17 protein-coding genes are annotated in these 23,455 nt (G+C 44.9%); 6 read left to right on the top strand and 11 right to left on the bottom strand.

The features are described 5' to 3' along the window. Positions 1–3 precede the first annotated feature (3 nt). Together ftsH and rlmE are read right to left on the bottom strand one after the other, a co-directional pair. Positions 4–2,007 (bottom strand): ATP-dependent zinc metalloprotease FtsH, encoded by a 2,004-nt coding sequence (gene ftsH, locus JHD45_RS00140; protein ID WP_199473751.1) that lies wholly within the window; start codon positions 2,005–2,007, stop codon positions 4–6. A 58-nt stretch (positions 2,008–2,065) separates the two neighbouring features. Further along, positions 2,066–2,686: a 23S rRNA (uridine(2552)-2'-O)-methyltransferase RlmE gene (gene rlmE, locus JHD45_RS00135; RefSeq protein WP_083200830.1), complete on the bottom strand. Its 621-nt coding sequence runs from the start codon at positions 2,684–2,686 to the stop codon at positions 2,066–2,068. A 99-nt stretch (positions 2,687–2,785) separates the two neighbouring features. Between rlmE and yhbY the strand changes: the two genes are divergently transcribed. Then, positions 2,786–3,088 (top strand): ribosome assembly RNA-binding protein YhbY, encoded by a 303-nt coding sequence (yhbY, locus tag JHD45_RS00130; protein WP_199473742.1) that lies wholly within the window; start codon positions 2,786–2,788, stop codon positions 3,086–3,088. A gap of 113 nt (positions 3,089–3,201) precedes the next feature. Beyond that, on the top strand, positions 3,202–4,053 hold the full coding sequence (locus tag JHD45_RS00125) for a hypothetical protein (RefSeq protein ID WP_199473735.1): 852 nt from the start codon (positions 3,202–3,204) through the stop codon (positions 4,051–4,053). A 122-nt stretch (positions 4,054–4,175) separates the two neighbouring features. On the opposite strand, the gene JHD45_RS00120 is transcribed toward JHD45_RS00125, so the two are convergent. After that, positions 4,176–7,283, bottom strand: coding sequence for a multidrug efflux RND transporter permease subunit (locus tag JHD45_RS00120; RefSeq protein WP_199473733.1), 3,108 nt, complete (start codon positions 7,281–7,283; stop codon positions 4,176–4,178). Positions 7,284–7,303: 20 nt separating this feature from the next. Then, the gene (locus JHD45_RS00115; RefSeq protein WP_199473731.1) at positions 7,304–8,455 is read right to left on the bottom strand and encodes an efflux RND transporter periplasmic adaptor subunit; all 1,152 of its coding nucleotides are present in this window, start codon (positions 8,453–8,455) and stop codon (positions 7,304–7,306) included. 125 nt (positions 8,456–8,580) lie between these two features. Here JHD45_RS00115 and JHD45_RS00110 point away from each other — a divergent pair, with 125 nt between their 5' ends. Next, positions 8,581–9,306, top strand: a complete 726-nt coding sequence (locus JHD45_RS00110) for a response regulator (RefSeq protein WP_233407460.1) — start codon at positions 8,581–8,583, stop codon at positions 9,304–9,306. After that, a complete protein-coding gene (locus JHD45_RS00105) occupies positions 9,303–10,361 on the top strand; it encodes an ATP-binding protein (protein ID WP_199473727.1) in 1,059 nt (352 codons plus the stop codon). Before JHD45_RS00110 ends, JHD45_RS00105 begins: the two co-directional genes overlap by 4 nt. 63 nt (positions 10,362–10,424) lie before the next feature. On the opposite strand, the gene erpA is transcribed toward JHD45_RS00105, so the two are convergent. The 4 genes from erpA to JHD45_RS00085 form a co-directional block, all read right to left on the bottom strand. After that, positions 10,425–10,772 (bottom strand): iron-sulfur cluster insertion protein ErpA, encoded by a 348-nt coding sequence (gene erpA, locus JHD45_RS00100; protein ID WP_199473725.1) that lies wholly within the window; start codon positions 10,770–10,772, stop codon positions 10,425–10,427. Positions 10,773–10,844: 72 nt separating this feature from the next. Continuing rightward, entirely contained in the window at positions 10,845–12,431 is a 1,587-nt protein-coding gene (locus JHD45_RS00095) for a peptide chain release factor 3 (protein ID WP_199473724.1), read from the bottom strand. Between the two features lie 226 nt (positions 12,432–12,657). Next, positions 12,658–15,807, bottom strand: a complete 3,150-nt coding sequence (locus tag JHD45_RS00090) for an efflux RND transporter permease subunit (protein WP_325097238.1) — start codon at positions 15,805–15,807, stop codon at positions 12,658–12,660. Between the two features lie 12 nt (positions 15,808–15,819). Next, positions 15,820–17,016 (bottom strand): efflux RND transporter periplasmic adaptor subunit, encoded by a 1,197-nt coding sequence (locus tag JHD45_RS00085; RefSeq protein ID WP_199473722.1) that lies wholly within the window; start codon positions 17,014–17,016, stop codon positions 15,820–15,822. A gap of 94 nt (positions 17,017–17,110) precedes the next feature. Between JHD45_RS00085 and JHD45_RS00080 the strand changes: the two genes are divergently transcribed. Then, positions 17,111–17,683, top strand: coding sequence for a TetR/AcrR family transcriptional regulator (locus tag JHD45_RS00080; RefSeq protein WP_199473720.1), 573 nt, complete (start codon positions 17,111–17,113; stop codon positions 17,681–17,683). A gap of 60 nt (positions 17,684–17,743) precedes the next feature. Here JHD45_RS00080 and JHD45_RS00075 read toward each other — a convergent pair whose 3' ends face one another. The 3 genes from JHD45_RS00075 to JHD45_RS00065 all read right to left on the bottom strand — a co-directional run bounded on the left by JHD45_RS00075 (position 17,744) and on the right by JHD45_RS00065 (position 21,674). Further along, positions 17,744–18,628 carry a DMT family transporter gene (locus JHD45_RS00075; protein ID WP_233407457.1) on the bottom strand — a complete coding sequence of 295 codons (885 nt, stop codon included), beginning with the start codon at positions 18,626–18,628 and terminating at the stop codon, positions 17,744–17,746. Between the two features lie 99 nt (positions 18,629–18,727). After that, complete coding sequence (locus JHD45_RS00070) at positions 18,728–20,071, bottom strand: Na+/H+ antiporter NhaC family protein (protein WP_199473718.1); 1,344 nt, start codon at positions 20,069–20,071, stop codon at positions 18,728–18,730. Positions 20,072–20,462: 391 nt separating this feature from the next. Continuing rightward, positions 20,463–21,674 (bottom strand): FAD-dependent monooxygenase, encoded by a 1,212-nt coding sequence (locus JHD45_RS00065; RefSeq protein WP_199473716.1) that lies wholly within the window; start codon positions 21,672–21,674, stop codon positions 20,463–20,465. Positions 21,675–21,995: 321 nt separating this feature from the next. Between JHD45_RS00065 and JHD45_RS00060 the strand changes: the two genes are divergently transcribed. After that, on the top strand, positions 21,996–23,453 hold the full coding sequence (locus tag JHD45_RS00060) for a circularly permuted type 2 ATP-grasp protein (protein WP_199473714.1): 1,458 nt from the start codon (positions 21,996–21,998) through the stop codon (positions 23,451–23,453). Positions 23,454–23,455: the final 2 nt, after the last annotated feature.

Raw genomic sequence — 23,455 nt, 5'->3', positions numbered from 1 at the left:
AAGTTAAGACTCGCCTGATGTTTTAGGGGCCGTTTCACTTGCTTGATTTGGAGTCGTACCAAAATCATCACGTTTTTCTTCTTCCTCGGAAGAAGACTTTGCCTCAGGGTCCGCATCAGCAACGGCTTCTTTTGTTTCACCTTTGCCATTTGATGAGTCACCATGCGTATCAGACCAACCTTCTGGCGGAGAGGGTTTTTTACCATCCATGATTTCTTTGATCTGCTTAGCATCGATGGTCTCATATTGCATCAAGGCTTCCGCCATCACATCCAGCTTACTGCGATTTTCAGTTAAAATCTGAGTTGCCTTCTCGTAACAGCGATTAATGATATCCTGTACTTCTGCATCAATGATTTTACCTGTCTCAGGCGAGAAATAGTTTGCCTTACTGCCCGTCGGACCAGAGATATAGCTCCCGCTATTATCATCTTCCTCATAAGCAAAAGGCCCCAATTTCTCTGACAAGCCCCACTTTGTTACCATGTTACGAGCAATGCTCGTCGCACGTTCAATATCGTTAGACGCACCAGTCGAAACCCCATCAAAACCGTGGATCATTTCTTCTGCAATCCGACCACCGTACAAACTACATACTTGGCTCTCAAGCCCTCGCTTGCTAACACTGTATTTATCCTCTTCAGGCAAATACATCGTCACCCCAAGCGCTCGTCCACGAGGAATAATCGAGACTTTATAAACTGGATCATGTTCAGGCATCAAATAGCCAATGATCGTATGACCCGCCTCATGATAAGCAGTATTGAGCTTATCTTCTTCTTTCATCACCATGGTTTTACGCTCAGCGCCCATGAGAATTTTATCTTTCGCTAATTCCAACTGCTCCATGTTAACCAAGCGACGGTTTGAGCGTGCGGCAAATAAAGCCGCTTCGTTAACAAGGTTTGCCAAGTCCGCACCTGAAAAACCTGGTGTACCACGAGCGATGTTTTTTGGTTCTACATCGTCGTCACAAGGTACTTTGCGCAAATGCACCTTAAGAATCTGCTCACGGCCACGAATGTCAGGTAAGCCCACTTGCACTTGTCGGTCAAAACGACCAGGACGAAGCAAAGCAGGGTCTAATACATCTGGACGGTTTGTCGCCGCAATCACGATAATGCCTTCGTTACCTTCAAAACCATCCATCTCAACCAATAGCTGGTTCAAAGTTTGCTCACGTTCATCATTACCGCCACCCATGCCAGAGCCACGGTTACGACCAACAGCATCGATCTCATCGATAAAGATAATACAAGGTGCATGCTTTTTCGCCTGCTCGAACATATCACGAACACGAGAAGCCCCCACACCGACGAACATTTCGACGAAGTCAGAACCTGAAATGGTGAAGAAAGGTACTTTTGCCTCACCAGCAATGGCTTTAGCCAGCAAAGTTTTACCCGTTCCTGGTGGCCCACACATCAAAATACCACGCGGAATTTTACCACCTAAGCGCTGAAATTTGCTTGGCTCACGCAAGAAGTCAACCAACTCTTCTGTGTCTTCTTTCGCTTCATCACAACCTGCTACATCGGCAAAGGTTGTTTTGATTTGATCTTCCGGCAGAAGGCGTGCTTTAGACTTGCCAAAAGACATCGGACCGCCCTTGCCACCGCCACCTCCTTGCATTTGTCGCATGAAGAACATAAAAATGGCCAAAATAAGCAGTATCGGGAAACTCGCAACTAAGAGTTGCGTCCAAATACTTTGTCTTTCTGGCATTTTACCTTCAACAACCACTTTATTACTTAATAGGTCGTCCATCATTTTTGGATCTTGAGCGGCAGGTCGCACGGTTTCAAACGATTCACCGTTGCTGCGTGTACCATTAATGGTATAACCACTAATCACCACTTTCGCTATTTGCCCATCATTTACTTCCTTAACAAACTCAGAATACGAAATCCTGTTTGTATCGGATGAGGAGTCAAAGTTGTTAAAGACAGTTAGTAGCACAGCGGCTATCACCAACCACAACAAAATATTTTTTAGCATATCGTTCAAGAGCACACCTCTTAACGGTTAGAGTGAGTATTCTAAGTATAACACTAGAACACCATTATTAACCTTTGTATTGTCTTCCTAATAAATAAACTTCGCGGCTACGAGCGCGCGAGGCATCCGGTTTTCGTGTTACAACTGTTGCAAACTGCGCTCGCATTGCTTTTAGGTAGTCATCGAACCCTTCACCCTGGAACACCTTCACAAGAAAATTTCCTCCAGGGCGCAACACCTGAGCCGCCATATCCAAAGCAAGCTCTACAAGATACATTGCCTGAGGCTGATCCACAGCGTTATTACCACTCATATTGGGGGCCATATCTGAAATTACAAGATCTGCTTTTTTATTGCCAATCGCCTCCAGAATCGCTTCATAGACTTCTTGTTCCGTAAAGTCTCCTTGCACAAAGTCCACACCAGGTAACGGTGCCATTTCCAAAATATCCGATGCAACGATGGTTCCTTGGTCACCAATTAGTTTGGCGGCAACTTGAGACCAGCCTCCTGGAGCAGCCCCTAAATCTACCACCCTCATTGCTGGACGAAAAAGCTTGTCTTTGTCATTCAGTTCAATGAGTTTATAACTGGCTCTGGAACGATAACCATCCTGATGTGATTTTTTGACATACGCATCATCAAAATGTTCCTTCATCCAACGGTCACTACTTTTTGATCTTGCCACTGTTTCATCATACCTAAATCAGTCAATATTCCGCTATAATATCGCTTAACCTCTAAAGCCTCCAATAAAGAGGGTTAACTAAGATGAGAAATTTTTATTATGAGTCTGTCAAACGCACAAAAAAAGCAATATCGCCTAATTGGCCATTCCCTTAATCCTGTTGTCATGATAGCAGGTAACGGTTTAACAGAACCGGTATTAACAGAAATTGACCGCGCCTTGGAAGATCACGAGCTAATCAAAGTCCGCATTAGCATAGTTGATCGAGAAGCGAGAAACGCTGTCATTGCTGAAATCGCGAAAATCATGAAAGCAGAAGTCGTTCAAACAATCGGCAAAGTAGCACTCTTCTACCGGGCCGCACTAGAAACCAACGTTAAGCTTTCTAACTTACACCGTTAAAATACCGTCAAGGGATAGTCTGTTTTGGTTAAAAAACAAACTATCCCTAAACTCTTCAATAAAAAAGCCGATATCCTCCTATAACTGGACCTTATTAAGATAGGTGTTTATCAATGCTATTTATTGACGCGTTAAGCCGCTCTGGAACACTGCCCAACAAAACAAACGTCATCAACAAAGAGAAGTTACGTTATAACCGCTCTTCTAAGGACTCTGTCGACTTAAGCAGTGCCGCCAACGAAGTGAAAGAAATTCATCTCGATAGCCGCCAAAAATTTCCCCTAAGCGCTTCTTCAAGCATTTTTGCCAACCTGATTGAACACATAATCAATCACATTTTCGACACACACCTGACCGTTTTATCCCCCGAAGAGCTCAATCTTGATAATAAAGATTGGCAATTGTATTTGCAGGTCCCCCCCAGTATCGCCATAAAAGAAAATACCAACAGCAGCTATCAAGAGCCTGCCATACAAAAACGTCCGCAAACAAAGCAGCTAACGTTCCGTATACCTGTTAAACCCCATTATGGCAACCCTGTCGAGATGACGGTATTACTGTCTGCACATAGAGGATCGCCAGACGTACCAACCCTTTTTTCGTCTCTGCCCAAAGAAAACACACTAGCCATATTAAAGACCCCCTATTTACCCGAGTTTCTTGCTCAACAAATAACGCACTATCATGTTTTCCTCGACCAAGATGGTGAAGAAGATCAATTAGCCCCCCTCTATCCATATAACGTAGCAGCCAATGATCACTTGAAAAGCATCCCAGAAGAAGTTGCTAAAAATTTGCTGGGGCTAAGACTATGGCGTGCTAAGGGAAATATCCTTCAACCCGCCCTGCTAGCAGATGCTAAGATCGGCCTACTGTTCGTTGGGCACTATCAGCCGATCATCGGCAAGGTGGGCAATCAAGAAGAGCAACGGCTTAAGGAGAAAAACCTATCCATAAAAGCCTAGCCCCTCAATACAGAGCAAGTCCGATAATAAAAACAACCTTTTTACCGATTATCGTCCAAAAGACTTATTGATCGTTATTTTTCCAAAAGCCATATCGACCATTAAATCGAACTAGACACTTTTCAGCGAGAAGCCCACCACCGAGTTATGCGCTCCTGAACCCCCACCACAAAGACAAAAAACACCGGTACAAAAAAGATAGCCAATACGGTCGCACTGATAATGCCTCCGAGCACTCCCGTCCCAATAGCGCGCTGAGTTTCAGCACTGGCACCTGAAGCCACAACAAGAGGTACAACCCCCAAACCAAAAGCCAATGATGTCATCAGAATAGGGCGCAATCTAATACGGGCAGCAGTGGCTGCCGATTCGATCAAACTTTTTCCTTGTTCACGTAATTGCTTAGCAAACTCCACGATTAAGATTGCGTTTTTAGCGGAAAGACCAATGACGGTGATCATACCCACCTTAAAAAACACATCATTTGGCATATCACGAAGCAGAACGGCAACAACAGCCCCTAATAAACCAAGAGGCACAACCAAGATAACAGAAAATGGAATCGACCAGCTTTCATATAAAGCAGCCAATACCAGAAATACTACGAGCATTGATAAAACCATCAATAACGGTGCCTGGGAAGAGGACTGACGTTCTTGAAGTGACTGACCACTCCAGGCAACAGCAAAGCCTGCTGGCAATTGATCCACTAAATGCTCCATCTCTTGCATTGCGGCACCACTAGAAAAACCAGCTGCAGCTGTTCCTGAAATACGTACCGCTGGAAAACCTTGATAACGCGTCAACTGCAAAGGGGTTTCTGACCAAACTGGTGTCACTACTTCAGATAAAGGCACCATACCACCATTAACGTTACGCACATATAACTTAAGCACATCCTCGATTTGCATTCTTGCCGACACATCCGCTTGAAGAATCACCTGCTGCATACGTCCGGCATTAGGAAAATCCCCCACATACGTTGACCCTATCGCCGAGGAAAGTGTTTCACTAATGCGATTAAAAGGAACTCCCATTGCTTCAGCTTTCAGACGGTCAATATTCAACCGAACACTAGCTCCGGCGGGTAAACCATCAGGATAAACCCCTGTCACAATGCGACTTTTCGCCGCTAAGGCTAGTAGCTTATCCTGCGCAGCTTTCAATACCTCATACCCTCGATTAGAACGGTCCTGTAGACGCATTGAAAAGCCCGAACTGGTGTCCAACTCATCAATTGTTGGTGGCATTGAGCTCATGACAGTTCCCTCTGCAATATTCGCCATGGCCTGCTGCGCTAAGGAGACCTCTTCCTGTAAAGTCGTCCCACTTCGTTGCTTCCAGTCTTTTAACACAGTAAACGCCATGGCAGCGTTCGCACCTGAACCGGAAAAACCAAACCCCATGATAGATAGATTAGATGCCACATCAGGACGCGAGGCGATATACTTTTCAAACACTTTCACCACATCCAATGTTCGCTCCGTGGTCGCATTTGCTGGCAATTGAATCGTCGTCATAAAATAACCTTGATCTTCTTCTGGTAAAAATGACGTCGGCAACATTCGCAACGTTACAAGCAATATGCCAGTAATAATGACAAAAAGTATCATCATTCGCCCTGTTCGAGTCACCAACTTAATGACTCTAGAAACATACCCTTTCGTCATACCATCGAACTTTCGATTGAACCAACCGGAAAAACCTACTTTCTCAAGTGGCTGCTGGAGCTGTGGTTTCAACAAGGAGGCACACAAGGCTGGTGTCAACGTCAAAGCTAAAAAAGCAGAGAACAGAATAGACACTGCCATCGATAGAGTAAACTGCTGATAGATGACACCAACCGATCCACTGGCAAAGGCCATTGGGATAAACACTGCAGCCAACACTAAAGTAATGCTAATGACAGCACTGGTTATCTCCCGCATCGCTTGAATGGTCGCTTCCTTGGGACTGAGACCTTCTTCGTGCATAATCCGCTCGACGTTCTCCACCACCACAATAGCGTCGTCGACAATAATACCGATGGCTAACACCATTCCGAACATGGTCAATACGTTGATCGAAAAACCTGTCAGCAACATAATGACCAAGGTTCCCAACAAAGCGATCGGCGCCACAATTGCAGGAATTAAGGTACTGCGGATGCTCTGCAAAAACAAAAACATCACCAAGAATACCAACACCATCGCTTCAATCAGGGTATGGATGACTTTTTCAATAGACACTTTAACAAACGGTGCCGTATTAAAGGGAATGGAATAGCTCATACCCGCTGGCATGGTATGCCCCAACTCTTGCATACGAGCCATTACTTTATTAGCTGTGCTGACAGCATTCGCCCCTGGCGCTAATTGAATGGCTGCAGACGTAGCCACTTTGCCATTTTCACGATTACTAAAGCCATAAGATTGGGCGCCAAGTTCCACCCTCGCAACATCCCTTAACAAGATTTTTGATCCATCAGTGCGAGCTCTCACGACAATATTGGCAAACGCTTCTGGCGAACTCAATTGCCCCTGAACAGTTAACGGCACGGTTACTCGCTGTCCACTGCTAGTAGGGGAGGCCCCAATACTACCAGGCGCAATTTGTACATTCTGCTGAGCAATCGCTGTCGTTAGATCCGTCATAGTCAAACCAAAAGACGTTAACTTACTTGGATCCACCCAGATTCGCATGGCCTGCTCAGAGCCAAACAATTGCACATTACCCACACCATCTATACGACGAAACTCTTCCAACAGATTGCGTGCCATATAGTCGCTTAGCTCAGTCTCTGTAAAACGCCCATCATCAGACTTAAGACCTACGATCATAAGGAAGCTAGATGTGGCAGACTCGACACTCAAACCATTTTGACGAACAGCTTGTGGCAAACGCGCTTCAACAGCTTTAATCTTGTTTTGCACATCAACCTGAGCCAAGCTTGGGTTAGTGCCGGGTTTAAATGTCACTGTAATAGAAGCAGAACCTGAACCATCTGCCGAAGACTCGAAGTACAACACATTTTTCACACCAGACAGTTCACGCTCTATCAAACTCAGCACAGCATCGTTCATTGTTTGTGGACTTGCCCCCGGATAGTTCGCGGTAATACTAACCGATGGCGGAGCAATCGACGGATAACGGGCGATCGGCAATTGTGGAATAGCCAACACACCACCTAAAATAATAAATAAGGCAATAACCCAAGCAAACACAGGTCTATGAATAAAAAACTGAGCCATAAAGTGAATTCCCTATAAATTTAGTGGTCGAGATCAGAGACGGACTGATTTAACGCCCATTGCTGTTCACGAACCGTTATGCCTTCAGTAAGTCGATCCATCCCTTCAACGACAATTTTCTGCCCAGCTCTCACCCCTGACTTCAAGCGATAATACCGATCAACCAACCCCCCAAGTTCGACTTTGATTAGATGAGCTTGTTGATTTTCGTCGATAACCCACACTCGAAATTGTCCTTCAAAGTGAACTATCGCCTGTTGGGGCAACATTAAAGCTTGATCGTAGTGACCCAACTCCACTTTAGCTTGTACAAACATGCCTGGTAGAAGCCGCTTATTAGGGTTGCTTACCAGCACCCGCAACAACACATCACCCGTCCCTGAATCAACGCTGATACCGGAAAACATGATATGGCCCTTTCCGTAAGGCTCAGCGTCAGGCTGTAAAACAGATACCGTTAGACCAGTTTCTGTCCCTTGACTCTCCAAGGCTTTCTGCAATAACCCAAGAGAAGACGCAGGCCTGCGTAAATCTAAATAAACATGATCAATCTGTTGAATTCGTGCCATTGGACTGGCATCTGTACTGCTAACCAAAGCCCCTTCCGACACCAATGTCTGATCAATACGCCCCGAAATAGGCGCTTCCACTGTGGCAAACGTGAGGTCAAGCTTACGGCGTGCCAGTGTTGCTCGCGCTTGTTCGACATCCGCCAATGCTTGATCTCGTTTGAACACTTCATCGTCGTATTGTTGACGGCTAATGGAGTTGGATTTGAGCAATGAGCTCAACCGCACAACTTGCGCTTGGGTATAAGCCAAAGCCACTTCCGCTCGCTTAAGTATCGCTGCGGCCATATTGACCTCAGCTAAAAACGGCGCAGGATTGATTTGATATAACGGCTGACCCGCTTTCACTTGCCTGCCTTGTTCAAAAAGCTTCTTTTGTACAATGCCCGTGATCTGAGCCCGAATTTCAGCAATACGAACCGGCGCTACTCGACCAGGCAAAGTCTCGGTCACCGTTAATGGTTGAGGCACCAGGGAAATTATTGATACTAAAGGGGAGGGTAATAAAACTCGTTGATCTGATTGAGATTGATCACATGCACAAAGAATGAGAGCACACAAGACAATCACACCATAACGAGTACGTCTAAAGCAAAACTTCATCGAAAATCCTTTACCTTCTCGGGCGTAAACATGGAATAATCTAAATTTTACTTTTACTGAATGGAGCTATGGCCGAGAATGTGTGTAGGTTTGATGGAGATAGATACTTTTTCATGGGTAATGTGATGACAGATTCCGCAATCTTGACCGCCCCCAAAGCAACCATATTGATTGCCGAAGACGATCTTGAGATTACAGAAATTCTGACGGCCTATTTAGAAAAGTCTGGCATGCATACCTTGCATGCCGCCAATGGCCTTCAAGCTCTCGAACTTCACTCGACACATCAGCCCAATATCGTGCTACTGGATGTACAAATGCCAAAGCTGGACGGCTGGCGCGTTCTGACTGAAATTCGCCATCGAGGTGATACCCCCGTCATCATGCTCACTGCCATGGATCAGGACATGGACAAACTCATGGGACTGCGTATCGGCGCTGACGATTATGTTGTTAAACCCTTCAACCCAGCTGAAGTCGTGGCACGAACACAAGCGGTATTACGCCGAACCATGGCAACAAGTGAGCCTCAAGCACAAAAAGCATTGCAGCTAGGAGCACTTCAGATTGACATAGAAAACCACGCTGTCTTGGTCGATCAGGGAACAGGTCCCCTAGAAATCACATTAACACTGACCGAATTTAAGCTGTTAGCTCTCATGGCTAGCGCCCCAAAACGCGCTTACAGTCGAGCCGAACTATTGGAAAACTGTTTGCCCGAAGGCGATACACTCGAACGCACGGTGGACAGTCATATCAGCAAACTACGAAAAAAGCTGGAACAGGCTGGAGTACGCGATATCCTTGTTGGTGTAAGAGGTATTGGCTACCGTTTTTGGGATCGAAAATGAGAATCGTCGGACTAAGTGGCAAAATAATCGCCTCAATGATCGCCATTACCTTGCTGGCAATCTTACTCGTCTTTTTCACTTCCTATCTTTTTTATTATCTAATGGATACCTTTTGGCCCAATTACGTCTTTGAAGACAGCTTTCTGCCAGAAGGCCCTGAGCTCATCTGGGTAGCTGTTACCATTATCATAACTCTGTCAATCGCTATCGCTGTTGCCGTTCACCTGGCCCGTCAAATATTATCTCCTCTCGAATCCGTCACCAAAGGTATTCGCCAACTTGCTGCCGGGGATTTATCCGCCAGAGCCACGCCATTTAGTAATACGAAAAACGAAACCAATCAGCTAGTCCGTGATTTTAATTTGCTTGCTGAAAAACTAGAGCAAATGACCGATGAACAAAAATTCTGGAACGCTGCCATTGCCCATGAATTACGGACTCCCATCACTATTTTATATGGTCGCTTACAAGGACTTTTAGATGGCGTCTTTACGCCAGATAACCACCAATTTCGCAGCTTACTTATGCAAGTTGATGGCTTAAAAAACCTAGTTGAAGATTTACGTGTCGTTAGTCTAGAAGAAAGCGGGCATCTCAATCTAAGAACACAGAACGTTAACCTCAGTACTGAAATCACCGCGGTGGTTGAGTTCATGAAAGACGCCCTAGCAAAAGCACAGCAGCAGGTAAAACTCGACTTGACTGTCACTAACGCTTTCTGTGACCCGATTAGAATTCGCCAAGCGCTCATTGCTTTACTTACCAACGCTATCAAACATGCCATACCGGGCACCATTAGCATTCAAACATATATCCAACAGGACACCATTATCCTAAGTATCGAAGATGAAGGTCCAGGCATTCCAGACACGCTGGTACCCTATGTATTTACCGCCTTTAAACGCTCACAGGAAAGCGAAACAACAGGCAGCGGTTTAGGGTTAGCTGTAGTTGCTGCAATAGCAAGAGCACATGGTGGCGACGCCTGCTGTCATGCAACCGAAGCAAGTGGTACCCGCTTTGAAATGCGTTGGCCATACAAAAGCATAATTTAGAGAATAAAAAACCTCTTGTACTCAGTAGCACAAGAGGTTCTTAATAATCGTCCTTATCGAACCCTAAATACTAAAGCTCGCCCCACATCCACAAGTTGATGTGGCATTAGGATTGGTGACCGTAAACCTTGAGCCTTCTAGGTTTTCTTTGTAGTCCACTTCCGCTCCAACCAAATATTGAAAGCTCAAGGGATCTACCACTAAAGTTACGCCATCCCGCTGCACTTTAGTGTCATCCTCTTGGAGCTCTTCATCAAATTCAAAGCCGTATTGAAAGCCTGAACAACCACCCCCTGTCACATACACACGCAACATCAGACGATCATTTTCTTCTTCTTCAATCAGAGTTTGCAACTTAGCGGCGGCAGCCGATGTAAACTCGATGGGATTTGCCGATTCAACAACGCTCATCTTGATACCACTTTACAGAATGATTAATTAGACAAATTATCCTCTTAACCTAGTAATTTAGTCAAGTATAGATCAGTGTTCACGCGTCGCACGGAAGGTCACTTCAGGCCATTTCTCTTCCGCCATCATCAAGTTAACGCGGGTTGGCGCTAAATAGGTTAAGTGGCCTCCCCCGTCAATTGCCAAGTTATCTGCACATTTACGTTTAAACTCTTCAAAGCGTTTTGGATCATCGCAATCCACCCAACGAGCGGAGTTCACATTCACCGCCTCGTATATACACTCAACTTTGTATTCGTCTTTTAAACGGTAGGCAACCACTTCATATTGCAATTGCCCCACAGCGCCAACAATCAACTCATTGTTACGCTGTGGCATAAACAACTGAGTAGACCCCTCTTCTGACAACTGCTGCAGACCTTTTTGCAAGGCTTTCATCTTCATTGGGTCTTTTAAACGTACACGGCGGAATAATTCTGGCGCAAAGTGAGGAATACCCGTGAATTTCAAATCTTCACCTTCGGTAAAAGTATCACCTATCTGGATCGTACCATGGTTATGCAAACCAATAATGTCACCAGAAAAAGCTTCCTCCACACCTTCACGATCACCAGCAGTAAAGGATACAGCATCGGTTACTTTAACGTCTTTGCCCAAACGGCAATGGCGCATTTTCATCCCTCGGGAGTAAGAACCTGAGCAAACACGCATAAACGCAATTCGATCTCGATGTTTTGGATCCATATTGGCTTGAATTTTAAAAATAAAGCCAGTGAACTTCTCTTCTGTCGCTTTGACTTTACGAGTATTAGTTTCACGGTCAATCGGTGCTGGTGCCCACTCAACAAAACCATCTAACATTTCGCGCACACCAAAGTTAGATAACGCCGTCCCAAAAAACACAGGCGTTAGCTCACCCGCCAAATACGCGGCATGATCAAACTCATGACTTGCCCCACGAACCAACTCGATTTCATCAACATAAGCTTCCCAATCATCACCGAGCAATGCTTTCGCTTCGTCAGATTGCAAACCTTCAATACGAATATCGTCCATTAAAGTATGACCACGACCACGGACAAAAACATGAATCGTATCCGTGTATAGGTTATAGACCCCTTTAAAAAAGTCGCTCATACCGATAGGCCAGGTAATCGGTGCCGCCGCTATTTTTAGTACGTCTTCCACCTCGTCTAACAACTCAATGGGATCTCGAATATCTCGGTCCATCTTGTTAATAAAAGTTAGAATGGGCGTATCACGAAGACGACAAACATCCATTAACTTAATCGTACGATCCTCGACCCCTTTAGCGCCATCAATGATCATTAAGACGGAGTCAACGGCCGTTAAAGTACGGTAGGTATCTTCCGAGAAATCTTCGTGCCCTGGGGTATCCAGCAAATTCACCATGCGATCTTTATAGGGAAACTGCATCACAGACGAGGTAATGGAGATACCACGTTGTTGTTCCATTGCCATCCAGTCGGACGTGGCATGTTTATCGCCTTTGCGCCCTTTAACGGAACCAGCGGTTTGAATTAATTGCCCTAAAAGCAACAACTTTTCCGTAATCGTCGTTTTACCGGCATCAGGGTGCGAAATAATCGCAAAGGTGCGGCGTTGTTCAACTTGCTCAAGTAACTCTGTATTTGACATGGATAAGAATCTTCTAATTTAACGCAGACTGGTGATGCCTACTATCAACAAGAGGCAAGGCACAAAGCTGGGAGGTTAATTTTCAATGGCGCTATTTTCACCGATCTTAACGCCAGACACAATAAACCCTTTAAAGATTCCTTTAACCTCACATAAATCTCTGTAGATCCAACCATAAAAAAGGAGCCACTAAAGGCCCCTTTTGAATTATTCACTTACTGTCGACTTACGATTCAGTCACTTCTTGCTCAGTCAATTGATCACTATGACTCTCAAGTTGCTTGCGCTTAGGAAACACCCTTCTCACTAAGACGAAGAACAAAGGCACAAAGAAAATGGCCAAAATAGTAGCGGTCAACGTTCCCCCAACAACACCAGAACCAATAGACTGGCGGCTATTTGCGCCGGCCCCCGTTGACATTGCTAGCGGCAAGGTTCCCATAATAAATGCGACAGAGGTCATCAAAATAGGCCGTAAACGCAACCTTGCTCCTTCACAGGCCGCCTCCCATGCATTCTTACCGCGTTGATAAGCCGCTTCTGCGAACTCAACAATCAAGATAGCATTTTTAGATGACAAACCAATGGTTGTCAGCAACGCCACGCGGAAATACACGTCATTTTCTAGATGCATTAGATGAGCAGCAATAGTCGAGCCAATGACCCCCAACGGCACCACAAGGATCACTGAGAAAGGCACCGTCCAACTCTCATAAAGCGCCGCCAGACACAAGAAGACCACCAAGATGGAAATCCCATAAAGCATCATTGTCTGTCCACTAGCCGCCTGTTCCTGGAAGGACAATCCACTCCATGATCCAGTAGCCCCTGGTGGCAATTGACTAACCAACTTAGAAACCTCATCCATTGCTTGACCAGAACTCACTCCTGGCGCCCCTTGACCTTGAATCTCATAGGAGGCCAAGCCGTTAAAACGGGTAAGACTTTGAGGACCATAAGTCCATTTTGCATTAGCAAAGGCCGAAAATGGCGTCATGGTATTATCCTTACCACGCACATACCAATGGGCTAAATCAGAAGGCGCACTACGATATTTTGCTTCCCCTTCAACATACACCTTTTTAACGCGTCCACGATCAATAAAGTCATTCACATACTGACCAGACCAAGCAGCGCTGAGCGTCTGACTAATATCATTCAATGACAGCCCTAATGCCGACGCTTTAGAACGATCAATGTCAATATGCAATTGCGGTGTCTCAGGTTGCGAACCTAAACGAACACCGACAAGAATTTTGCTGGCCCTCGCGTTCGCTAACAACTCATTACGTAATTTCAACAGGGTTGCGCGGGACGTTCCCGGCGCCGCCTGTAACTCAAAGGTAAAGCCATTACTTTGACCAAGGCCACGAATCGAAGGCGGAATCAAAGTATAGATTTGCGCATCAAGGATCCCGGCAAAAGCAGGATACGTTCTCGCCGCAATCGCCGATGCACTATCCGCTGGGCTTGTCCGTTTTGACCAATCTTTCAACGCCACAAAAGCTAAGCCCGCATTTTGCCCAGAGCCGGAAAAGTTGTAACCGGATAGAGTAAACACATACCTAACATCTTTCTTTTCATCCACCATGAAATGATGCTCAATCTGTTTCATCACATCATTCGTACGACTGATAGAAGCCCCTTGAGGTAAGTTTACCAGTACCATAAGATCGCCCTGATCTTCGGTCGGAATAAAGCCCGATGGTAAATTCATCATCAAGTAAACCAAGCCGGCAATAATGGCAAAATAACCCAGCATCCAACGAACAGGCTGTTTTACCAAACGTGTTACTCGGCTTGAATAACCTGTCGTCGCACGATCAAAGTTACGATTAAACCAGCCAGCCAATCCTGTACGTTTCACATGGTGATTTGACTTTAACAGCGTCGCACAAAGTGCCGGAGTTAGCGTCAAAGCGACCACAACAGATAATGTCATTGCCGACACAATGGTGATCGAAAATTGTCGGTAAATAACCCCTGTTGATCCAGAGAAGAAAGCCATTGGCAAAAACACAGCCGATAACACAACCGCGATACCAATCAAGGCACTGGTAATTTCCCCCATCGATTTAATGGTGGCTTCCTTCGGAGATAGCCGCTCCTCCGCCATCACCCTCTCGACGTTTTCCACCACAACGATCGCATCATCCACGAGAAGACCGATCGCCAGCACCATACCAAACATAGTCAAGGTGTTAATCGAGAAGCCTGCCAGCTCCAATACCCCAAAGGTACCCAGCAAGACGACAGGAACGGCAATAGCAGGAATCAAAGTTGCTCGCCAATTCTGCAAGAAAATAAACATGACGATAACAACCAAAGCGATGGCTTCAAAAAGGGTTTTCACCACCTCTTCGATAGACAGCTTAATAAACTCTGTATTATCGACAGGATAGGCTAACTTGTAGCCATCAGGCATCGTACCTTCGAGGCCACTCATTACCTTTTTCACCTTTTCAGATGTCGATAATGCATTCGCCCCAGGCGACAACATGACCGCCAAACCAGAAGCAGGGTGACCATTTAGACGTGCAATGTAAGAGTAGTTTTCACTACCTAACTCGACTTTTGCAACATCTTTTAAGCGCACTGTCGCGCCATTTTGATCGTAGGCAAGAATGATATTTTTAAATTGCTTGACCGTGGTAAATTTAGACTGTGCAGTCACTGTCACGTTTAACTCTTGACCTTTTACGGCGGGTTGATCCCCTAAACCACCAGCAGCAATCTGCACGTTTTGCGCTTTGATGGCATTTTCCACATCCGACGGCATTAATTTATAAGAGGCCAACTTAAGCGGATCCAACCAAACACGCATGGCATATTGGAAACCAAATACCCGAACGCTCCCCACTCCATCCACACGGGCAACAGGGTCTTGCACATTGGAAACCAAGTAATCTGAAATATCACCCAGCGTATGCTTATTCTTACTGTCATAAACCGCAGCAACGAGCAAAAAGTCCGACATGGTCTTTTGAACCGTTATACCATTTCGCTGCACAGCTTCAGGCAAACGGGACGTCACTTGCTGAATCTTATTTTGCACCTGGACTTGGGCAATATCAGGGTCTGTTCCTTGCTTAAAGGTCACCGTAATATCTAGTCGACCAGAGGAAGAACTAGAAGAAGAGAAGTACAACAAGCCACTTAGCCCAGTTAATTGCTCTTCTAATACTTGCGTGACACTGTTTTCTAACGTTGCAGCCGATGCACCAGGGTAAGTAGCCGTGATACTTATCGCTGGCGGCGCCACATTAGGATACTCCGCGACAGGCAGCTGGGTAATAGACAAAATACCCGCTAGCATAATGGAAATGGAAATCACCCAGGCAAAAACCGGACGATTTACAAAAAAACGAGCCAACATAAATTCTCTTCCTTAATTCGATGAAGAATTGGTAGCAGCGTTTGCTGGAGAGACAGTATCTGTCTCACGGTTAAAATTAACGTTAACGATCGCTACACTACTACCGGGATGAATTTTTGCTGACCCTTGCATAACTACCTTATCGCCAGCATTAATCCCTTTTGTCACTAACCACTCATTGCCAATGGCTCGCTCTGTCGTAATAAAACGTTTTTCAATTTTACTGTTTCCATTTACAAGGTAAGCATAAGCATTGCCTTTGACATCGTGGAAGACAGCTTGTTGAGGAACTAGAATAGCGGAATCAAACGTTGCTTGGTGAATGGTTCCCCGAACGAACATACCAGGAAGCAGCACATTATCTGGGTTCGGGAACACGGCACGTAACGTCACACTCCCCGTTGACTCATCAACATTAATCTCGCTTGATTCCAGCACGCCCGCATGATTGTATTTTGAGCCATCTTCCAATACCAAGGTTACCTTATTAGTGCCTTTCTTCACGCCAGGCTGAGATAACAAGTTACGCAATTTTAATTGCTCTAAGCTGGTTTGCGCTAAATCCACATAAACAGGGTTTAACGAACGAACCGTCGTCATGACACCTGCTTGATTGGCCGTCACTAAAGCCCCAACGGTGACTTGAGAAATACCAATTCGCCCACTGATTGGCGACGTGATTTTTGTGTGAGACAAATTAATTTGAGCATTTTGTAATGCTGCTTCTGCACCTTTTTGAGCGGCTTTCGCTTCTAAAAAAGCCACATGAGCATCATCTAGATCTTGTTGGGACACGTTATTCTGTTTGCGCAGCAAGGTATAACGTCGATCTTTAAGCTCAGCTGATTTTAAACCGGCATTAGCAGACTCCAAATTAGCTTGCGCCTGTCTGACGGTAGATAAATAAGACGAGTCATCAAGCTGATAGAGTACTTGTCCTGCTTTGACATCCTCCCCAGCTTTAAACAAACGCTTCTCAATGATTCCCCCTACTTGAGGTCGAATCTCGGCCACCAAACTCGATGACGTACGTCCAGGAAGCTCTGTATTCAATTCAACGTTTTTCTGAGGCTCGATAGTCAATACACCAACCTCAACCTTTGGTTCCCCCTGATGTGAGCCAGAGGGAGCCGCCGCCTTTTCTTGGCAACCAGCAACAAATAATGCGATTAGTAACGCACCAGAAGCATATTTAAATTTTGACAACATCTAGGGTTTTTCCTTAAGATTCATTGAGAATGAACGTTCATTCTCACTATAATATATGCTAACCTTTCAATATACCTTGCAAAAGTGCAAAAAAATGACATTCAACTCTTCAAAACTGCTATGCAATGAACGCCGTCAACAAATTCTTGACGCCACAGAACAGAACGTTATTCATAAGGGTTTTCATAAAACCAGCATGCAAGCCATTGCAAAATCAGCAAAACTTAGTGTTGGACAAATCTATCGCTACTTTAATGACAAAGATGACATTATTTGCGCACTGGTTGAACAAACCACCAAAAGACACTTAAGCTTTATGTCTGAGTTTTTAAACAAAGAAGACTGGCTGACTCGACATTTCAGTGAAGACAATGAAGAAATTCATTGTATTCGCATTATGACGCTTGAAATCAAGGCAGAAGCATCGCGTAATACGACAATATCGAAGATCTGTAAGGAAATGAACCAACGCCTTCGATCAAGAGCCACTGAAATCATCATGGAAAAATCACCAAGCTTAAGCAAAGCAGAGGCCATTGCCCGTGTTGAAGCGTTGTCCATCTTAACAGAGGGCATGTTATCCGAATGGGATTACACAACCCGACCTTTTACGCCGGAAACCATTAAACTCTACAACACCTTGCTTGATAGCATTTTACCCGATTAACCTTGAGTCCTTTTTCTAGTCCTAACCTTCTTTTTTCTGTTAATGAAACAACAAGTAATTTTAATGTGACTTAAATAACATCCTAATCTGTCGCCACCGACTCATCAGCATCGCAACAAAGATTAAGACACAGCCAAACACTTGACCAATACTCATCAACTGAGCAAACCAGATAGAAGCAAACAATGCCGTCCAAACTGGCTCTAAATTCATAATCACGGCTGCGTGACTTACTGGTGTCAGACTTTGCCCGTAGGTTTGCAGCAAAAACCGTAAACTTGTTGCAATCAAAGTGCTCGCAAGAAACCAACCTACCACATTCGTCGGCACAGCATGGGGCACCGTTTCAGTCAGCACAGAGATAGTAAGTAAAAATACACCAGCTACACCCAACTGTATGGCCGTAAGTACCAGCACAGGCATTCGAGTAGACTGTCTGGATAACAGATTAAACTGAAATGCCGACATCACAGCCGTGGCCAAAAAAAACAATTGCCCCACTTCAAATTTCAGACCGCCATCTAACGCTAAAAAGGCTAATCCAATCACTGCTATAGGAAGGGCAACCCAAATACTTTTTGGAGGTTGCTCTTTAAATAAAAGCTTGGCAACAATAGGGACCAAAACCACACCAAGACTAGCAATGAACGCGCCAACTCCTAAGTTTTGTGTTTTGGATAGCCCTTCAACCCAAAACATCATAGCAAGTCCCATCACGCCACCAACCAACAAGGCTGGCCTCATGTCTCGCCATCGCAACCCAACAAAGTACTTACGCCCAGCAAGCACCAAAACAAAGCATGCCACTAAAAAGCGCATTCCCATAAAAAATAAAGGTGGTAGCCCCGTCAACGCTTCTTTAGAAAAAATCCAACCAAAACCGGCTAAAATAGTCACTAGAATCAAAACCAGTTCAGCCTTGAAATGCATCCATTGCTTCACCATATCGCCTTTTTTAAAAGAAATAACACCCTAAACAACGTGAAAAACCACCATTAATGGTGGTTTTTCGCTCAAATACTAAGGTGCCAGTCTACTCGCTATTTATTTCACATACGATAGAGGCAAGCCATTATTTTTTTTAATCTTCGGCCATGCAATGACAATTGATACTATCGCAGCCGCCGCCAAAAGCCAGTTATATTGCACATAACTAATGAGAGATATTGGCGATACTTTAGCAAGAGACGATGCCAGTAAAATCTGAGCACCATATGGCAATAATCCCTGAGCCACGCAAGAAAAAATATCCAAAAGACTCGCACTGCGGCGGGCATCCACGTTGTATCGAGTTGCAATATCTTTGGCGACAGAACCGTTAATCAAAATAGAGACGGTATTGTTCGCCGTGCATAAATTCGTCAACGCAACCGACGCACTAATACTAAATTCTCCTGCTCGAGTTGATCCAGGCTTAGCGCCAAACACACGAGCAATCTTCTCAATTATGCTCACCAGCCAATCCAAACCACCTTGCGCTTTCATAAGTGCACCCATGCCACCGATCAACAAAGAGAGAATAAGGATCTCCTGCATCCCAGTATAGCCACTGTAAATCTCTTTGGACCAAGTCGCGACCGTGAAATCCGGTAACATTGTTAAGCCAATTACCCCAGCTAATACAATGCCACTAAACAGCACCAACATGACATTGACCCCCAGCACAGCCAAGGTTAAAACAACCACATAAGGCAGCACCTTGATCAACTCATAATCCTTTACTTGACCAATATGCGCCACTCCACTTTGAAAATACAACAACACCAAAGTGACTAAGGCTGCTGGCAAAGCGATTTTAAAATTCATTCGGAACTTATCGCGCATATCACACCCTTGTGTCCGAGTGGCGGCAATAGTGGTATCGGAAATAATCGATAAATTATCACCAAACATGGCACCACCAATTACCGTACCAACGGTTAGCAGTAAGGATAAATCCGTCGCATTCGCCACACCAATGGCAATCGGGCCAATAGCCGCAATGGTTCCCATCGAAGTTCCCATAGAAGTTGCCACAAACGCGGTAATGATGAATAAGCCTGGCAATACAAAAGCAGGCGGAACGACGCTTAAACCAAAGTTAACCGTCGCATCAACGCCGCCAACCGCTTTGGCAACACTGGCAAAAGCCCCCGCCAACAGATAGATCAACACCATGGTAATGATGGTGTTGTCACCTACCCCACGAATAAAAGTGTCAATACGCTTATTCAGTGACCCCTTGGCTAAGATAATTGCCAAGACAATGGCAGGCAAAATCGCAACCGGGGCGGATATTTGGTAGAAAGCAAAGTCCACACCTTGAGTTTGATACCAAAGCCCACTACCAACAAACAAAACAAGAAACAGCACTAAAGGTAAAAGTGCTAATGGAGATTTAGAAGTCATGTGATCGATCATGTCCAAATAGAAATGAGTCCCTTCGATGGATAATCTAGGGAAGGAAAATCGTTAACAACACCTAACACGCCATGATATGGGTGAGATGAATAATTAACGAGATGAATTCTCTATTTATAACAAAATAAACAAATAAAATCATCACTTATACAAAAAAGGAATTAAAAACTCACAAAAAAAGCCCAGCAGATTACTGAGCTTTTTAACCTATACAAGCTTTTGAGAGCAGGGCTGATTTTTTACCTAATAAGCTAGCAGATAATCATCAAAGGTGAAAACAGACTAAAATTCATTAGGGATCAAACAAAAAAAATAGAGTAAAATAAAAATAGAGAATCACAGTGCTAGGTTCAACAATTAGGCGAATCTTATGCTTAAATCAGCTCCAAGCAGCAACTGCCTTTACCACATCATAACCGTATACTGGATCTAACTTAGCTTGAATCACACTCGGAGCAAATTGCGACGCCACTTTAACGGCATTTAGCTTCATTTGTCCAAATAGACCACCGTGCATATGATACAAGCTCGTATTGTCTTTAGACATATTTTGAATACGAACAGTTCTTGGTTTACGAAGGATTTCATAAGAAGCAAGGGCATCGGGTAACGGCTTACTCATCAGCGAGGCAACCAACACATACGCATCTTCAATGGCCATGGCCGCGCCTTGCGCCATAAACGGCAACATTGGATGACACGCATCGCCAAGTAACACCACCCTCCCCTGATACCAAGTCCGTAAGCTACTACGCCCATTAAGTGCCCACAAAAATGTGCTATCAGCAGTTGCCAAAAGCTCAGTCACTTCAGGGTGCCACCCCGCAAAAGCAGAACGTAGTTCGTTAATATCCCCCTCTTCGCGCCACGATTCTGATTGCCAACCACCACGCTCTTCTACCGCGACAAAATTCACCCATTCTCCACCGCGCACATAATAGGTCACTAAATGGCGTCCAGGCCCCACCCAGACACAAGCATCTGGTTGAATGTTAACCGTCTTAAGACTCGCGACAGGCACTACCCCACGCCAAGCCACTTGCCCCATAAAGTCAGGCGCTTTCTTACCCAGCATTTGTTCGCGAATCACCGAACGAATACCATCAGCTCCAATGATTAAATCTGTCTCATATTCACTGCCATCTAGAAGACACAACACAACCGAGCTATTCTGATCTGACTTTTGGTATCCGGCAACCGTAGCCCCTAACCGTATTGTCACCCCTGCTTTCTGACAGGCTTCCACCAAAACACGGTGTAAATCGGCACGATGTAAATGCCAGTAAGGGGCGCCATAGCGATCAATGGCAGCCTGACCTAAAGGGGCTTTTAAATAATATTCCCCCGATTTGAAATGACGCATAGTGGCTTGTTTCGGCTCAAAGGCGTAAGGATGAAGGGCCTCTTCTAAACCCAATTGGCGCAGCACCTTCATCGCATTTGGACTCATTTGCAAGCCTGCTCCCACTTCGCCCAATACATTAGCCTGTTCAAATACCGTTACGTCCACCCCTTGCTGAGCAAGCCCCAAGGCAACACTCAAACCGCCAATACCCGCACCAGCAACCACCACGTCTTTGATTTTGTTCACAAACCAATCCTTACAGTCATTAATAAAATCGCTTATAGGAATGATAAACAATTTACAGGTTAATTAGTTGCGCTTCGTCATAATTCATGAAGCGATAACAATAAATTACTTATTTATTGTTAAATAAGATTGTTCATGGCGTGATCTTTGCTGTATTTCTTTTGTATCGATTAACGACTAATGTCACTAATAAGGGCAATAATTCTACTCTGTTTGCCTAATAACAATAACAATTACGCATGGGGGTGACACCACAAAGTGCATAGGATCGCATTCGCTTGAATCAGTTTTTCCCCAGATTAACAAAAGAACGAGGTTTAGATGGATAATTTGAGTAGCCAGTATCAGTCAAATGGCTTTTTTGACGAATTAATTGATAGTAAAGGCAAGCCCAGACCCCCCGCCAAGCAATTACTTGGCTATCTAGATAGTTTATCAGCAGAAGAGCTTGAAAAAAGAAAGCTCATGGCCGAAGCCACCATACAAGAAATGGGCATCAGCTTTACCGTTTACACTGAAGAAGGCAACATTGACCGAGCTTGGCCCTTCGATATCGTACCAAGAACCATAGACGCCAAAGACTGGCGCGTTGCAGAAGCAGGCCTAAAGCAACGACTCAAAGCCCTTAACTTGTTCATTGATGACCTTTATCATGATCAACAGGTTATTAAAGACGGCATTATCCCAGAGCACATCATCAAAGAATCTAAAAATTTTCGCCCCGAATGTATCGGAGTCTCCCCTGCTTATGGGGTATGGGCTCACATTTGCGGCACCGATTTGGTGCGCGATGAAGGTGGCGAGTTTTATGTTCTCGAAGACAATTTACGCGTCCCTTCTGGCGTCTCCTACATGATCGAAAACCGCGCGATTACCAAACGTGTGCTTCCGGAACTATTTGAAAACGACAGTATTCTGCCAATCGACTCTTATACATCCCAGTTATTTGATACCTTAGCGGCACTATCCCCCAGAGACATAGAAGACCCAGAAATCGTCGTCATGACGCCGGGGATTTACAATTCAGCCTATTTTGAACATGCCTTTTTGGCTCAACAGATGGGAGTAGAATTGGTAGAGGGTAGCGATTTATACGTCGATAATCATGACGACTGTGTCTATATGAAAACCATTAATGGACCAGCGTTAGTCGATGTTATTTACCGTCGTATTGATGATTTATTCCTAGACCCTGAAGCCTTCCACCCAGACTCCGTATTAGGTGTTCCAGGTTTGATGCGAGCTTGGAGAAAAGGCAATGTCGCTTTAGCAAATGCACCAGGAGCAGGGGTAGCAGATGACAAAGTTGTCTATGCCTATGTACCAGACATCATCCGCTACTACTTAAAAGAGGAGCCTATTCTTAAAAATGTCGAGACATTCTTGTGCGAAGACCCTGAGCAACGGGCCTATGTGTTAGCAAACTTGGACAGTTTGGTTGTCAAACCTGCCAACGAGTCTGGCGGCTATGGGATGCTAGTGGGGCCACATTCTACGAAGAAAGACCAAGCTCTATTTGCAGAACTGATAGAAGCGAATCCTCGCAACTACATTGCTCAACCAACACTGAAACTGTCCACCTCGCCAACATTAGTTGCCAAAGGCAGCTTAGAGCCACGCCATCTGGATTTACGTCCCTTTATTTTGCAGAGCAAAGACACCTATGTGACCACAGGTGGACTGACACGAGTCGCGATGAAAAAAGGCTCTTTGGTCGTCAATTCGTCACAAGGTGGTGGTAGTAAAGATACTTGGATCGTCGAAACAAAGGGGCGCTAATT

The sequence above is a fragment of the Marinomonas spartinae genome (genome assembly GCF_016461715.1).
Taxonomy (GTDB): domain Bacteria; phylum Pseudomonadota; class Gammaproteobacteria; order Pseudomonadales; family Marinomonadaceae; genus Marinomonas; species Marinomonas spartinae_A.
The sequence above is the reverse complement of the archived record's forward strand: the minus strand, read 5'-3'. Positions and strand labels throughout refer to the sequence as shown.